This window comes from Paenibacillus sp. F4, assembly GCF_002894905.1.
GTDB classification, from domain to species: Bacteria; Bacillota; Bacilli; order Paenibacillales; family Paenibacillaceae; genus Paenibacillus; species Paenibacillus polymyxa_B.
In genome coordinates this window covers 112,628-127,250 of sequence record NZ_POVS01000009.1, presented here as the reverse complement: position 1 = coordinate 127,250, position 14,623 = coordinate 112,628, and the positions used below count along the sequence as shown (strand labels likewise).

The 14,623-nt window shown below is 44.9% G+C and carries 17 protein-coding genes; 14 read left to right on the top strand and 3 right to left on the bottom strand.

The features are described from left to right. The first annotated feature begins 6 nt into the window (after positions 1 to 6). The 4 genes from C1T21_RS07495 to C1T21_RS07480 all read left to right on the top strand — a co-directional run bounded on the left by C1T21_RS07495 (position 7) and on the right by C1T21_RS07480 (position 2,611). Positions 7 to 333: a (2Fe-2S) ferredoxin domain-containing protein gene (locus C1T21_RS07495; protein WP_061830316.1), complete on the top strand. Its 327-nt coding sequence runs from the start codon at positions 7 to 9 to the stop codon at positions 331 to 333. 130 nt (positions 334 to 463) lie between these two features. After that, positions 464 to 742 (top strand): hypothetical protein, encoded by a 279-nt coding sequence (locus C1T21_RS07490; RefSeq protein ID WP_103047810.1) that lies wholly within the window; start codon positions 464 to 466, stop codon positions 740 to 742. 106 nt (positions 743 to 848) lie between these two features. Then, positions 849 to 1,451: a nitroreductase family protein gene (locus C1T21_RS07485; protein WP_025722870.1), complete on the top strand. Its 603-nt coding sequence runs from the start codon at positions 849 to 851 to the stop codon at positions 1,449 to 1,451. A 236-nt stretch (positions 1,452 to 1,687) separates the two neighbouring features. Continuing rightward, positions 1,688 to 2,611, top strand: a complete 924-nt coding sequence (locus C1T21_RS07480; protein WP_103047809.1) for an NAD(P)/FAD-dependent oxidoreductase — start codon at positions 1,688 to 1,690, stop codon at positions 2,609 to 2,611. 10 nt (positions 2,612 to 2,621) lie between these two features. Here C1T21_RS07480 and C1T21_RS07475 read toward each other — a convergent pair whose 3' ends face one another. Together C1T21_RS07475 and C1T21_RS07470 are read right to left on the bottom strand one after the other, a co-directional pair. Beyond that, positions 2,622 to 2,951 (bottom strand): hypothetical protein, encoded by a 330-nt coding sequence (locus C1T21_RS07475; protein WP_103047808.1) that lies wholly within the window; start codon positions 2,949 to 2,951, stop codon positions 2,622 to 2,624. 142 nt (positions 2,952 to 3,093) lie between these two features. After that, a complete protein-coding gene (locus tag C1T21_RS07470; RefSeq protein ID WP_007430161.1) occupies positions 3,094 to 3,414 on the bottom strand; it encodes a winged helix-turn-helix transcriptional regulator in 321 nt (106 codons plus the stop codon). Between the two features lie 290 nt (positions 3,415 to 3,704). Between C1T21_RS07470 and zwf the strand changes: the two genes are divergently transcribed. From zwf to C1T21_RS07435, 8 genes are all read left to right on the top strand, one after another. Then, positions 3,705 to 5,207: a glucose-6-phosphate dehydrogenase gene (gene zwf, locus C1T21_RS07465; protein WP_103047807.1), complete on the top strand. Its 1,503-nt coding sequence runs from the start codon at positions 3,705 to 3,707 to the stop codon at positions 5,205 to 5,207. A gap of 54 nt (positions 5,208 to 5,261) precedes the next feature. Further along, on the top strand, positions 5,262 to 6,155 hold the full coding sequence (gene gnd / locus C1T21_RS07460; RefSeq protein WP_103047806.1) for a phosphogluconate dehydrogenase (NAD(+)-dependent, decarboxylating): 894 nt from the start codon (positions 5,262 to 5,264) through the stop codon (positions 6,153 to 6,155). 156 nt (positions 6,156 to 6,311) lie between these two features. Next, complete coding sequence (locus tag C1T21_RS07455) at positions 6,312 to 6,986, top strand: SOS response-associated peptidase (protein WP_103047805.1); 675 nt, start codon at positions 6,312 to 6,314, stop codon at positions 6,984 to 6,986. A gap of 380 nt (positions 6,987 to 7,366) precedes the next feature. Further along, positions 7,367 to 8,575 carry an MFS transporter gene (locus tag C1T21_RS07450; protein ID WP_103047804.1) on the top strand — a complete coding sequence of 403 codons (1,209 nt, stop codon included), beginning with the start codon at positions 7,367 to 7,369 and terminating at the stop codon, positions 8,573 to 8,575. Positions 8,576 to 8,630: 55 nt separating this feature from the next. After that, complete coding sequence (locus C1T21_RS07445; RefSeq protein WP_013310026.1) at positions 8,631 to 9,077, top strand: OsmC family protein; 447 nt, start codon at positions 8,631 to 8,633, stop codon at positions 9,075 to 9,077. Between the two features lie 69 nt (positions 9,078 to 9,146). Continuing rightward, entirely contained in the window at positions 9,147 to 10,232 is a 1,086-nt protein-coding gene (locus C1T21_RS07440; RefSeq protein ID WP_103047803.1) for a lactonase family protein, read from the top strand. A gap of 742 nt (positions 10,233 to 10,974) precedes the next feature. Next, complete coding sequence (locus tag C1T21_RS27275; RefSeq protein ID WP_172828312.1) at positions 10,975 to 11,130, top strand: hypothetical protein; 156 nt, start codon at positions 10,975 to 10,977, stop codon at positions 11,128 to 11,130. Between the two features lie 164 nt (positions 11,131 to 11,294). Continuing rightward, the gene (locus tag C1T21_RS07435; RefSeq protein WP_061830325.1) at positions 11,295 to 11,804 is read left to right on the top strand and encodes a hypothetical protein; all 510 of its coding nucleotides are present in this window, start codon (positions 11,295 to 11,297) and stop codon (positions 11,802 to 11,804) included. Positions 11,805 to 11,949: 145 nt separating this feature from the next. Here the strand turns inward: C1T21_RS07435 and C1T21_RS07430 are convergent, their stop codons facing one another. Next, positions 11,950 to 12,576 carry an FMN-dependent NADH-azoreductase gene (locus tag C1T21_RS07430; protein ID WP_043882169.1) on the bottom strand — a complete coding sequence of 209 codons (627 nt, stop codon included), beginning with the start codon at positions 12,574 to 12,576 and terminating at the stop codon, positions 11,950 to 11,952. Positions 12,577 to 12,816: 240 nt separating this feature from the next. Here C1T21_RS07430 and murI point away from each other — a divergent pair, with 240 nt between their 5' ends. Beyond that, positions 12,817 to 13,671 (top strand): glutamate racemase, encoded by an 855-nt coding sequence (murI, locus tag C1T21_RS07425; RefSeq protein ID WP_103047802.1) that lies wholly within the window; start codon positions 12,817 to 12,819, stop codon positions 13,669 to 13,671. A 91-nt stretch (positions 13,672 to 13,762) separates the two neighbouring features. Next, positions 13,763 to 14,611: an aminoglycoside phosphotransferase family protein gene (locus tag C1T21_RS07420; protein WP_103047801.1), complete on the top strand. Its 849-nt coding sequence runs from the start codon at positions 13,763 to 13,765 to the stop codon at positions 14,609 to 14,611. Positions 14,612 to 14,623 lie beyond the last annotated feature (12 nt).

The window sequence follows — 14,623 nt, the reverse complement described above, 5'->3', positions numbered from 1 at the left end:
GAAGCTATGGCTATTTTTGAATTAGAACCGATGAAGCATCATGTGTTGATCTGCAATGGAGGCACATGTATGCGACATGAGGGTGAAGAAGTTACACAGGCAATTCGGGATGAAATTCGTAAACAAAATGCAGAAGCATATATTCACACGACTAGAACTCGCTGTAATGGGCGTTGTCATGATGCTGCGGTTGTAATCGTATATCCTCAAGGGGACTGGTATGGTCAAATGACCCCCGACTCGGGGACTCAACTGGTGCAGAAGCTCGTAACGGGAGAGAAGCTGGAACCTCATCTTTTTCATGAGTGTACAGGTCAATCCAGCTCGGAATAATCCAATCAACCATCTATAAGTACATGAGTAGAGAAAATCTTTGCGGAGATTTTCTCTTTTTTGCGTTTAATCCCCGATGTGAAAGGTAAAAGTATACTGTGGACACCAATCCGATAGGGAGGGAAGCCAAATGACCCCATTTGAAGATAACCTGCACGATCAGAATGAGCAGAAAGGACAGAAGGGGAAAGGAAGAACGGAGTCTAAACATCAGAAACAGTCGATCAATCGAGATCATGCAGAGCAGTATCCGACAGAGCAGGAAAGCTTGTTCGACCGTTTTGAGATCGAGCAGACGGTAGACGCCATTCCTGTAGAGGATTTGAAGATGGAAAGACAGGAAGAGAGAGACAAGGATGCAACCAAGCACACCTCTTCCAGTGAGAAAAAATACAATAGTGGCGTATAATCATCAACTAACTGGTAATATTTAAAAAGAAATCTCTTGACTTTAAGATATGTGTAATGTATATTAAGTAACGAAAAGTAATTAATTTTTCTCAGGAGGTAACAAAATGGCTAAAGACTTCTTCACAGCTCTGAAAGACAGACGCTCCTATTATGGTATTAGCAAAGAACAAGTCATTTCTGACCAACGGATTCAAGAGATTGTAGAGGAAGCTGTTAAGTACACACCTACCTCTTTCAACTCCCAAACTTCACGTGCTGTAGTGCTGCTTGGAGAGCATCATGACAAACTATGGAATATTACAGAAGATATTTTGCGTGAGGTTGTAGGCAATGAGGAGCAATTCAAGTCTACTGCCGAGAAAATGAACGGCTTCCGCAGCGGATACGGAACAGTCTTGTTCTTTGAAGACAATAACGTGGTGGCTGGTCTGCAACAACAATTTGAAGCCTATGCGGACAATTTCCCGATCTGGTCCAACCAATCTAATGGTATGCTGCAATTGGTTGTATGGACAGCTCTGGAGCAAGAAGGACTGGGGGCATCCCTTCAGCATTACAACCCATTAATTGATGAAAAAGTGAAAAACGAATGGAACATTCCTGAGCATTGGAAACTGATTGCTGAAATGCCATTTGGTAAACCGACATTCCAACCAGGTGAAAAAGAATTCCAGCCTGTTGAGGAACGCGTAAAAACATTTAAATAATTTTTACGATAAAATGACGTTTCAGGTTCAGCCTGATTAGAGCACTGTGGGTATCCACAGTGCTTTTTGTCATTCCATTTTTAAGGTATGTAAGCTTTTGATATATACGGACACTGGGGTTAATTCATCCGTTAGTGGGTGATATTATGTTTAAAATTGGATGAGAAGTTTACATAGGTGTTATTGCGGTTTTATGCAGATGTCTAGGGTAGCACCTATTCAAAGGAGGAAAAGTGATGAACTATGATTGCATTATTGTTGGTGGGGGAATTGCCGGATTGCAAGCAGCGATTCAATTGGGGAGATACAGCAGTCATCGGGTTCTAGTGATAGATTCGGGCTATGGTCGATCTACGCTGTGCCACCAGTATCATAATATTTTGGGCTTTCCTGACGGAATTTCTGGTGAAGAGCTGCGCCGGCTTGGACGTAGTGAAGCCACGAAACTAGGTACTGAATTTGTTGAAGGGAAGGCGGTAAAAGCCGCCAAAAGAGATGAGCTTTTTGACATTCAAGTGGAAGGTGGATCCGTGTATTCGTCAAAAACGCTGCTGTTGGCGACAGGGCTAACGGACCGTTTTCCAAAGCTGGATGGGTTACAAGCCTGCTTGGGCAACAGTGTATATGTATGCCCGGATTGTGACGGTTATGAGGTTCAGGATCGCAGCACGGTCGTTATGGGGGCAGGCAAAGCAGGAGCTTCCATGGCTCTGACTTTATCAGCGCGCACCGATCAACTTGTTTATGTCAATCATGAGCGTTCAGAGGTGCCGGACGAGCTGATTGTGAAGCTGCGGGAAAAAGGGATTGGCTATAAGGAAGCAGCCATTTCTGAGATTATAACCGGAGAACCGGGCTGTTTTGAAGGAGTGCGGCTGGCTGATGGACAAGTGGTTCGAGCAGAGCGGGGCTTTTTAGCCTTTGGCAGCAATCATGTTCATTCAGAGCTAGCAGAGCAACTGGGTGTACATCTGCTGCATAATAAGCATATTGAAACTCATCCTCGCAGCAAAATGACAAATGTGGAAAATGTATGGGTAGCCGGGGACTTAGGTGCTCATGCCGAGCAAGCGACTGTGGCGATGGGAGAAGGAGCTATGTCAGCTATTTGGATACACAAGGTATTAACTGGTATGAAAACAAAAGTACCGCAGCTCTGAGAGCTGCGGTTTAGAACGATGGGCGTGTACTCGTTGGGAGTTGAAGTTCGAAACGTTTTAATTGATCGCTCATGCCGTACTTACGTAAAATTTCCGTCTGTTTGTTGCCGATAAGATCAAAATGCGGATAGGGCTGACGCTGATGAATATATTGGGGGTCCAATCCGTTATGGTTGCACCATAAACGCAGCTTGTCCAAATTAGAACATCCCACCTTGGTGACGGTTGTAATGCCTGGAAAGCGATCATCCAGCCAGTAATGTGTCAGAAAAGCAATTTCACCACGACTGACTTCTCTTTTCCAGGCCATAAGTTCCTGCCGGGTAATGCCAAATGCCATCGTTTTCATCCTTCCTTGGCTCATTCTGAAATCATGAGCTGCTAAGCGGTTGTCCCATTATTTTCGTACTATAGTTTGTATTATGATCCACATGGGGTAACACAATAACAGGAGACCCTGTGTGATGACCTCCTGTTAGCGGTTAAAGCCATCTCTCGGCCCAGCTCTCCACACCATTCAATGCATCACCTAGCTCTTTACCCTTGCGTGTCAGCGAATACTCAGTACGCACAGGCCGCTCTGTGATGACATTGCGAAGGATCAGGCCGGAAAGCTCTAGTTCCTTGATGCGTTCGTTCAGCATGCGTTTGCTAAGATCAGGTATGGAGACGTGAATTTCACTAAATCGTTTGGGATGTTCCATCAAAGTATGAATGATGAGAGCGGTCCATTTTTTGCTGATGATCTGAAAGGACTGTTCCACCTTACCGCACAAAAGCTTAGGCTGCCTGTCGTCGCTCATCTGAATCCCCTCAATTTCATTGTTGTTTTAAACAGTATACTAAAAGTAACTCTGTATACCAATAGTAACTATAACGCTTTGTATCAACTGTGACATATTTAACAGTTTTTTCTCTTTCCTTTCGTCAATCATACCACAGAAAACGTTATCATTACAGGATATATCGAATGTTCACGATTTCGCTAAAATTTGATTGACTTGCCCCTTATTTTGGGTGTATTATGGGTTACGTTAATTCCTCAGGTAACTTTTAATAACCTCATCTTTATAATGGGAAGAAGGAATATTTCATGGATTCAATGACATTTGTCTTATTTGGAGCGACAGGGGATTTGGCTAAACGCAAAATTTACCCTGCCTTGTATAATTTGTTTGTAGAAGGTAAAATTCCGGCTTCCTTTTCTGTAATTGGGATGGGGCGTCGTGAAGTGGCGGACGAGCAATTTCAAAGTAATGTAGAGCAATCCATTAAGGATTTTTCCAGACACGTGAATGATGACCGTGCACAGATGGATCAGTTCTTAAGTGCTTTCCGTTACAGCGCATTGAACGTCAACCACCCGGAAGATTATAAAAAGCTGCTACAGCTTGCTGAGCAACGTGAAAATGACTTGGGAATTCCGGGGAACCGCATGTTTTACTTATCGGTGGCACCGGAATTTTTTGATGTGATTGCCCTCAATATTCGGGAGAGTGGTTTAGCTGAAACAAAGGGTTGGAAACGGCTCATTATCGAAAAACCATTTGGACATGATTTGGAATCCGCACGTGAGTTGAATGATCGCCTAAGCAGAACATTTGCTGAGGATGAGATTTATCGTATTGACCATTACTTAGGTAAACCCATGGTGCAAAACCTGGAAGCCTTAAAATTTGCTAATCCATTGCTCCAAGGAATATGGAACAATCAATACATCGCCAATGTGCAAATTACCGCTTCCGAGACTGTAGGGGTGGAGGAGCGAGCGGGATACTACGATCACTCCGGCGCTATTCGTGATATGGTACAAAATCACATGCTGCAGGTGTTGATGATGACGGCTATGAACAAGCCGGGACATGTCACGGCTGACCAGGTGCGTAACGAAAAAAGCAAGGTGATGGACGCGCTTCGTGCGCTTGATCCTTCCGATATTGCTTCCAACGTGGTTAGAGGCCAATATACCAACGGTGAGATCAACGGAAAAGCAGTTCCTTCCTATAAAGAAGAGCCGGATATCGGACCTGATTCGCAAAATGACACTTTCATTTCAGCTCGCCTATGGATTGACAACGAACAATGGTCGGGTGTGCCGTTCTATATTCGTACCGGCAAACGTATGAAAGAAAAATCTACTCGTATCGTCGTGGAATTCAAAAAGGACAGCACAGATCCTTATGCCGCTCAAGGGCAACCGACTGACCCGAACTTGCTGATCATCCATGTTAACCCGGATGAAAAGGTAACGCTGCGTCTGAACAGTAGAGACCCGCTGAACAATGGTCAACTGGAGACGGTTCTGATGAATTATCATTCCGAGGCCAAGGATGTACCAGAAGCCTATGAGCGCCTCATCTTTGATGCGCTACGCGGCGATTCCACCTTTTTTGCTCATTGGAACGAAGTTGAGCTTTCATGGGTGTGGGTTCAACCTGTACTGGAAGCTTTTGCTCGTGGTGAGGTTTCACTTCACACGTATGCAGCAGGCTCTTACGGTCCAGAAGCTTCAGATCAATTGTTAGAGGAGCAAGGCTTTACATGGTGGTTGGACGAAAAGTCCGAAAGCTCTGAGAAAGCAGTCGTTCGTTCTTAACACTTATAAGAAAGTATATACAAAATATGTTTGCTACGGCAGGAGGCCTTTACTATGCAAGTAGGATTAATTGGTTTGGGAAAAATGGGCTTGAATCTCGGAAGAAATTTGATCGATCATAAGCATGAACTTGTCGCTTACGACGTCAATGCGGCCGCAATTCAAGAAATGAAGGATTATGGAGCTAAAGGTGCTTCTACATTGGAAGAGCTTGTACAGACAACTCAATCCCCTAGAGTATTGTGGATTATGGTTCCTCACCAAATTGTGGATTCTGTGCTGGATCAGCTTCAACCGATGTTGTCCAAAGGGGACATCATTATTGAAGGTGGTAATTCTCATTATAAAGAGTCTATTGCTCGTCATGCCCGTCTAAAAGAATATGGTATCAGTTTCATGGATGCTGGAACATCAGGCGGGATGGAAGGCGCACGCAATGGCGCTTGTTACATGATCGGTGGCGATCCGGAAGCTTGGGCGGTTGTTGAGCCTATTTTCCGCGACACAGCAGTGGAAAATGGATATCTGTATGCAGGTAAATCCGGAAGCGGACATTTTCTGAAAATGGTTCATAACGGTGTGGAATACGGCATGATGGCTTCCATTGGTGAAGGATTTGAAGTGCTAGAAAAAAGCAGCTTTGACTTTGATTATGAACAAGTAGCGCGTGTGTGGAACAACGGTTCTGTTATTCGCTCTTGGCTGATGGGCTTGACTGAACGTGCATTTTCCAAAGATGCAAACCTGGACGAAATTCGTGGGGTTATGCACTCTTCTGGTGAAGGAAAATGGACGGTAGAGGAAGCACTGGACATTCAAGCTGCAACTCCAGTCATTGCTTTGTCCCTGCTGATGCGCTATCGTTCTCTTGATGCAGACACGTTCAACGGGAAAGTGGTTGCTGCGCTGCGCAATGAATTTGGCGGTCACGCGGTAGAAAAGAAGTAATAACAATATAAGTTAGTATCTATCCCCGTAGCTTCACAACTGCGGGGATATTGCTATATGTTTTGTCGTTTATTGGATTTTTGCAAAACCAGCATATGCATATTTTTCCTTGTATATCCGCACAATAGGTGAAAAAGGCGGAAGGATGAATAGCAAATGTGCAAAAGGTTTTCGTTATCGGCTGATTTGGATGAGGTAAGGGATCACTTTGGTATACAACGGGTGATGTATTATTACAAAACACGCTATAACATGAGTCCCACTCAGCATGTTCCAATTGTGCTGTATCAGGATGGAGAACGGGTACTTGATGAATTTCGCTGGGGATTTATTCCCTACTGGGGCAAGGATTGTGTCAATGCAGACTTGAATACGGTTCGGGTAAATCCGAGTTATCGCAAGATGGCGGAAACCCGGCGCTGTATCATTCCATGCAATGGATTTTATTACTGGCGAAAATTAGGTAAACGCATGTGTGCTGTACGGGTGGTATTGCCGGAACAGAAGATGTTTGCGGTCGCGGGGCTATATGAAGTCTGGCAGGATAGTCGTAAGGAGCCTTTACGTACCTGTACGATGATGACAGTTCATGCCAATACGGATATACGTGAATTCGATACCCGTATGCCAGCTATTTTGGAAGCTGATCATATAGATTCATGGCTGGACCCGTCTGTCCAGAACATAGATGAGCTGTTGCCTCTACTACGCACGTATGAGCAAGGCGACATGAGCATCTATCCAGTGACACCACTGGTGGCCAATGATGAACATGATAACCGTGAATGTATTCAGGAAATGGATTTGCAGTGGTCCTGGATTAAACCTTAAACGTATGGAGATTTTCATCCATTATTGATCATAAGCTTCCCGCCGCCTGCATAGGTATGTATTGGGGAACAAGCGTCATGATCCGGGGAGAGGGGAAACGGCCGAAGGAGTATCTCATATGGGATGGAGGCGATTGGAATGAGTAACGATACACTCATCCAGCTGCTGGTGCTCATGGTGACGATCATCGGTCTGGTCCAAAACCGGTAAGTGGCAGGTTCCAGAAGGCGGGAGAATTGCCGTAGGCAATCTTCCGTTTTTTTCTGTGTTAAAAAGCTCGCAGATTAAGGAAGCTTACGGTACAATAGATGCTAGGCTACAGGTGACAAGACACCTGAATATACGTCTACATACGATATATTTTTAAGGGAGAGCAAATCATGAGTGAATTAACTTCATTACCACCAGCCAAAAAAAGAAAATTGCTGTTTAGCGCAGGGCTCAGCTGGTTGTTTGATGCTATGGATGTGGGGCTGCTTTCATTTATAGTCGCAGCGTTGGCAAAGGAGTGGCATCTGGGATCTGAGCAAATTGGACTGCTGACTGCAATGAATTCGATAGGAATGGTGTTCGGGGCCGCTTTGGCGGGGATTTTGGCTGATCGTTACGGCAGACGTGCCATATTAGTGTGGACATTGTTGATCTTTTCTATTGCCAGTGGCTTATCCGCTTTGGCGACAGGTCTCGGAATGCTGCTGGTGCTGCGTTTTATTGCTGGTGCAGGCTTGGGTGGGGAATTGCCTGTTGCTTCGACGCTGGTGTCAGAATCAGTGCCTGTGAAAGAACGAGGAAGAGCGGTTGTGCTGCTGGAAAGCTTCTGGGCGGCAGGCTGGATCCTTTCGGCTCTTATTGCTTATTTTGTTATTCCAAAGTATGGTTGGCAAATGGCATTTATTCTCGGCGCAGTACCTGCGCTGTACGCTCTTTATCTGCGCAGAGCTATTGAGGATTCACCGCGTTATAAGCAGCAAAGCGTTAAACTTCCGCTGCGTGCACGATTGGCTTCGATTTGGTCGGGACCCCATCGCAAGTCTACGCTGATGCTGTGGATTTTATGGTTCACAGTTGTATTTTCATACTACGGCATGTTCCTGTGGCTACCGAGCATTATGTTTATGAAAGGTTTCGAACTGGTTAAAAGCTTTGAGTATGTGCTGATCATGACGCTTGCGCAACTACCAGGTTACTTTACCGCCGCCTATCTGATTGAAAAGCTGGGGCGCAAATTCGTACTGATCATCTACCTGCTGCTCACAGCAGTGTCCGCCATTTGGTTTGGCACCTCGGAAACGGCGGGAATGCTGCTAGCTGCTGGTATCTGCTTGTCCTTTTTTAATCTTGGTGCATGGGGAGCCATGTACGCCTATACTCCGGAATTGTACCCGACAGCTGTACGTTCAACTGGTGTGGGTATGGCGGCTGCGTTTGGCCGTATTGGAGGCGTTATCGGGCCGTTTGCGGTCGGTATACTCGTAGGACAGGGCGTAGCGTTACCATCTATCTTTGTGATTTTCTTCGTAGCTATCTTGATCGGTGCAGCGGCTGTATGGTTGCTGGGTACGGAAACCAAAAATCAGGAGATTGACTAACCTTTACATTCACCTGTGTAAAGATTCATAATATAAGAGAGAGGAGTGACCTGAAATGGAGCATACCTTTCTGCTCAAGGCAGACTGGAACGGGGGGCGCAACAGCGACGGCCGTATTGAGGCTGGACAGTTGCGGACTGCAATTTCGATCCCGGCTGAAATGGGAGGCCCTGGTGTGGGCACCAATCCAGATGAAATGCTGCTCGGTGCCGCCGCTACCTGCTATTTGATTACTTTGGCGGCGATGATGGAGCGCGCGAGTCTCCCGGTGGCATCACTGGCGCTGGAATCCGAAGGGATTGTCGATGTAACGAACAATATTTTTACATATCGCCGAATTGTGCATCGTCCGCAGGTTCAATTGGCCGCCGATGCGACAGAATCGCAGATCGAACAAGCATTGCGACTGGCAGAGCAGGCAGAAACCTCATGCATGATCTCGCGTGCCGTAGCGGGAAATGTGGCGTTGTCCACAGAGCCCGTGGTGGAGCGCGCCTCTTAAAGCGATATTTGTAACAGGAGCAATCATTCCAATTGCCCATCATTTTTTTAATCCAAGGAGGACACAACCATGACAGCACAACAAAAATTGCTCGTATTCGCAGGCTCTTACGCCGAATTGGAAGGTAACGGAGTTTATTCGTACACTTTTAATGAACAGACAGGAGCACTTACACTACAGGATGAGTTCTCCGGCTTGAAAAATCCTACATTCCTGAATGTGGACGTCAAAAATCGGAAGCTGTATTCCATTGGAGAGACGACTTCTGCTGCAGGAGTGAAAGTAGGCGAAGCCTCTGCTTTCGAAATTGACCCAGTTAAAGGAACATTTACATTGCTGAATCGTGCGGAAAACGTGGGTGCAACAACTTGCCACATTCAGCGTGATCCATCTGATCGTTACCTTATTGTAGTCAGCTACCACGGTGGTATGGTGGGACTGGTGTCTCTGACTGAGGACGGACGTATCGGTGAGTTGCTGGATGTTAAACAGCATGAGGGCAAAGGAGCGCACCCTGAACGTCAGGACCGTCCACATCCACATTCCAGTTTCTTTAGTCCGGACGGCCGCTTCCTGTTCGTACAAGATCTCGGTCTGGATCTGATCCGCGTTTACACCATTGATGACAGCAAAGGACAACTGGTGCTTCATGGTGAAACAAAAACCCATGCAGGTGCAGGTCCACGTCATTTGACGTTCCACCCGAATGGTAAATTCGCTTTTGTGATTAACGAAGTGGATTCTTCCATTACTTCTTTTGCATATGATGCAGAGGCTGGCAAGCTCACTGAGCTTGAGAGCGTACCGACATTGCCGTCTGACTTTACAGGTGAAAACACAACTGCTGAAATTGCGATTTCGGGGGATGGAGCTTATCTGTACGGTTCCAACCGTGGGCATGACAGCATTGTGGTATACGCTGTAGACGGAGCAACTGGCAAGTTGAGCTTGGTCGAGCATGTATCTGCTGAAGGAGAGCATCCACGCCATTTTGCTTTGACTCCAAATGGTGATCATATGCTCGTGGCCAACCGCGATACCAACAACATTGTTACGTTCAAAGTGGACAAGGCGAGTGGACGCTTGACCTACACCGGGCAACAAGTAACCGTATCCAAGCCAGTATGCGTACAGCCTTTTTACTTTTCTGTGTAAAAGGAGCGTTACGTTTATATCATGCGGAGTGGTTAAGTGATAGTGATGCGGATAATGGTCGCTACGAGGACGGATCATTCTTCCGAACGCTCCGCTTCTTCAGAACGATTCCGTCCTCTCCGCTGCTTTAGTGCTTTTGGCGACCATTTTTTTATGCAGAAACAATAAACGAATACGTTATATGTTGATGGTACTGACAGATTAACCAAGCATATAAAATTTTTTAGTAAAAACGGCTCGTAGAATAACCTACAGCCGTTTTTATTTTAGGGCTTAGTTATTTCAAAAGAAATCACTACCTACAAAAATAATATAAAATTTTATGGTACAAATAAGATACGAATAATCTCGGTAGGAAAAGGGTACATATGTTATAAGCGGGACAAGAACCCCTCAAGCACTCCGATAATGCAAATCTAGGACAAGCATTGTGAGTTCCATATAAGGGTTAGAGGCTTTAAATAAAAGTATTATATTCGGCCTAAGTATCAGTTTAGGTCGTTGGCTTTTTAGAAGTGAACTCATGAAAAATGAGAATGGCAAGGATAAGCTGAGTAACGAAGCGGGCAGATGGATTTCGGAGAAGCGATAGCGTTCGCCTTTGGAACCTGAATTTAACCATTTAAAATATAATTCAAAAAATCAGGTTCCAACAGCGATCGGAGAAACCATCTGATCGCGAAGTGGGATACACAAATCGACAGCCTTGGATTGCACATATTTTACAGGAGGAGGAAACAAAATGAAAATTATCATTACACAACAGGAAGCCGTCGACAAAGGAATATGGACAGAGATCATGGGGATGTTTGCTGTAACCAAAGAGGACGAAGTATGGCAAAATGAAGAGTTTATTCTCACCGAAGAACAGGCACGTCAGGTCGGGTTGTTAAGATAGCTAGGACATGTTATCAAGTTTTAAGACCAAGTCTTAAAAAATCGTAACTTCTTTTTTATGTATCTGATACACTTTTTAACCGTGCAACGTTTATGATAAGTACACAAGGGTAATGAAGCTTACAGACACCGTGTACATACCCAAACGGCAAGGAGAGATCAGACATGATGAAACTAGCTTCGAAATGGACCGTATTGGCTTTAATGATGATGCTGATTACGACGGCTGGGGCAACAGCGCAAGGCTACACGCCTGTAGCAGCTGCTGAAAATCAGGAGACCGTATATATAAACCAAATGGAGATTCGTGACGGACAAATTTATTTGTCGGCAGACCCGATTGAATGGTATGAAGGCGCGGCAGCTGATAAAGCATTATTGGAGCATGAAGGAAATACAGGATTGGATGGAGCTCCAGACGGCTACTACATCGTAAACAATTCCGTGCAAAATGACGTGTATCAGGTTGCACCAGATGCTTCGGTAGAGGTGCAGATTTATGATCACACGGGTAACATAGAAGATACAGACGTGCAATGGAACGAATCGATTCCTCTGGCACAGTTTGAGAAAGATTTTGCTAAAAAGGACGTTCTGGACCTCAGTCAATTTCCATACCATGTTACGCTTCGTGAGGGTAAAGTTGTAAAAATCGTGCAGCAATTCATTCCTTAAAATAGTAGTAATCTCATTTCACAAGCACGTGCTTTCACTTGATTATAGATCAGGGGAGTACGTGTTTTTTTATACTTTATAACAAAAAAAGAGGATATCCAGCCCATATAGGGCGCGGATATCCTCTTCTCTTCATAATATATGATTAGAACGATTTTGCTGTGTCTACTGCACGTTGTACAGCAGAAGCAACGATTTCTTGTGCTTGATCTGGAGCTTGGTTATGTCCTTCCAGAACAACTTTCACGATGTCCTTTACTCCGAAGAAGGATAAGATGTTGTTCATGTAGTTCAAAGACATTTCAGCTGCAGCAGCTGGTCCTTCGGAATAAACGCCGCCTCTTGCATTCAACAGGGCTACTTTAGTTTCAGTTACGAGACCAACTGGACCTTCAGCAGTGTATTTGAATGTTTTACCAGCTTGGTTCAGGTAGTCAATGTACGTATGCAGTACAGCTGGAATCGTCATGTTCCAGAGCGGGAAAGCAAATACGACTTTGTCTGCTGCCAGGAATTGATCCAGGTAGCCATTAGCGATGTTTGCCAGGCGAGCTTCTTCTGCGTTCAGCTCCATGCCTCTAGCGGATTTGAACGTGCCGTTGATCATGTTAGCGTTCAAATAAGGAAGCTCGACGGAGAACAGGTCCAGCTCAGTGATTTCATCAGTTGGGTGGGAAGACTTGTAGCTTTCTACGAAGGCGTTATACAATTTAACTGTTGCAGATTCTTCAGCTGTACGATCATTAGCTTTGACAAATAATACTTTAGACATGATTTATTTCCCCCTAAGTAAGTTGAATAAGTAAGTTAAGTTAGTAAGTTACCACGTAATATTACAATATAAAGATAATATCTGTCAACACTTTTATATTAAATTTACTTTGAAAAGCTACTTTATTTTTTACACTGTAAATTTTAAGTGTTTCTTTTGCAAAATATCAGTTTTGCGGTAAAATTTAAATGTAAAGTCTAATGAAGAGAATGGTTTGAGTAGGCGAAGAAGAAAATGAACATGGTGCCAGCAAGATATGGCACAATAGTTGAACGAAAAAAGGTGAGTAGCTTGAAGATAGGTTTTTTTGATTCAGGATTGGGTGGAATTACAGTATTGTCCGAGGCACTAAGACGTTTGCCAAACGAAAATTTTGTATACATGGCGGATACCCTTCATGTGCCTTACGGGACGAAAACTCCCCAAGAGGTGCTTGGTTATGTCAAGGCTTCAGTAGAAACGATCCTTAAAGAAGATGTTAAGGCATTGGTAATTGCCTGCAATACGGCTACAAGTATCGCAGTTGCGGAGCTAAGGAAGGAATATCCTATTCCGATTATTGGTATGGAGCCAGCTGTGAAGCCAGCGGTCGAGATGAACCGATCCAATGGTAAAAGAGTTCTGGTGTTAGCCACACCATTGACCTTGAAACAATCCTGTTATGCAGCGCTGGTATCCAGGGTTGACGATCATGGGAGCGTGGACTCACTACCTCTGCCGGAGTTAGTACATTATTGTGAACAGTTGAATTTTGACCGGGCAGAAATGTCCGAATATTTTAACCGGAAGCTGTCTTCGTTCAATCTCGACATATATGGTACGGTGGTATTGGGATGTACTCATTATCCTTTTTATAAGGAAATTCTAAGGGAACTACTGCCTTCTCATATTCAGTTAATTGACGGGAGCCAAGGAACAGTTAGACGGTTGAAACAGGTGTTGTCTGAGCGTAATTTGCTGGAGCCTTCGCCAAAATCCGGTCCATCACAGGAGGGACACATTACATTTCTATGTTCTAGTCAGGATGAGGCCTATGTGCATAAGATGGAGCGGGCGCTTGAAATCTATGCGGAGCATGAAAAGATTTATTTTTAAAAGAAGAGCGGCTGGCGAACGTGTGAGATCTGAATGAAATATCCAAATCGCCAGCCGCATTGTCGATCAGACGCATGGAGGGAGGCGTAAGATGGATGTTCAACTGATCCTGAATGAGCTTCACGAAACGGGCGTGCTTGAAAGCCATATGCGAAATCTCAAACCGTTGACCGGCGGAACTTCGAGCAAAGTGGTTGTTGTCATGGACGGAACTGAGCCGCGATACGTGATTAAGCAAAATGATCCCGCTGTCGTAGAAGCCGAGGCGGAGTTCTTACATACCTATGTACAGATTGAGAAACTATCACGTTTGGTTTATGTAGATCCATTGCACCGTTATTTGGTATACACGTTCAGATCAGGACTCACCCAGTATTATGGAAGGAACAAAAGCGATTTGTTGCTTCGTCTGGCGACGGAGGTGATCTCGCACTACAAGCCTTTTCGTGAGGAACGTCATTATGGTTATCCGGACCACCCGTTTGTGGAATGGAGAGATTTTCTGCTGCACGGAACGAAGGAATCTGGAAAGATCATACAAGACGTTTTACCCCGAGAGAATCATTGGTTCGTTCATACCCTTGTGGCTGGATTGCCGCAACGGAATATTAAATATTTGCTTCATGGTGACTGTGGAGTACATAATTTTGTGTTTACCGAAAACGGCACATTGACGGGTATTATTGACCCTGATCCAGTGGTGGGAGAACCTCTGTATGATCTGATATACGCCTTTTGTTCTTCACCGGATAGGCTGACCGTCGATACTATTTTGCCTGCCTTAGAGAAGCTTGGGCCGGAGATGACAGGGGAATACGAGCTGAACAGGGAGGTACTACAAGGATTATACTTTCGTATTGCTACCTGCATTCGGCATCATCCGGGAGATCTAGATCAATATACAGAAGCGTGGACCTATTGGCTAGACAGGGTTCGCTGAAAGGAATAGGGA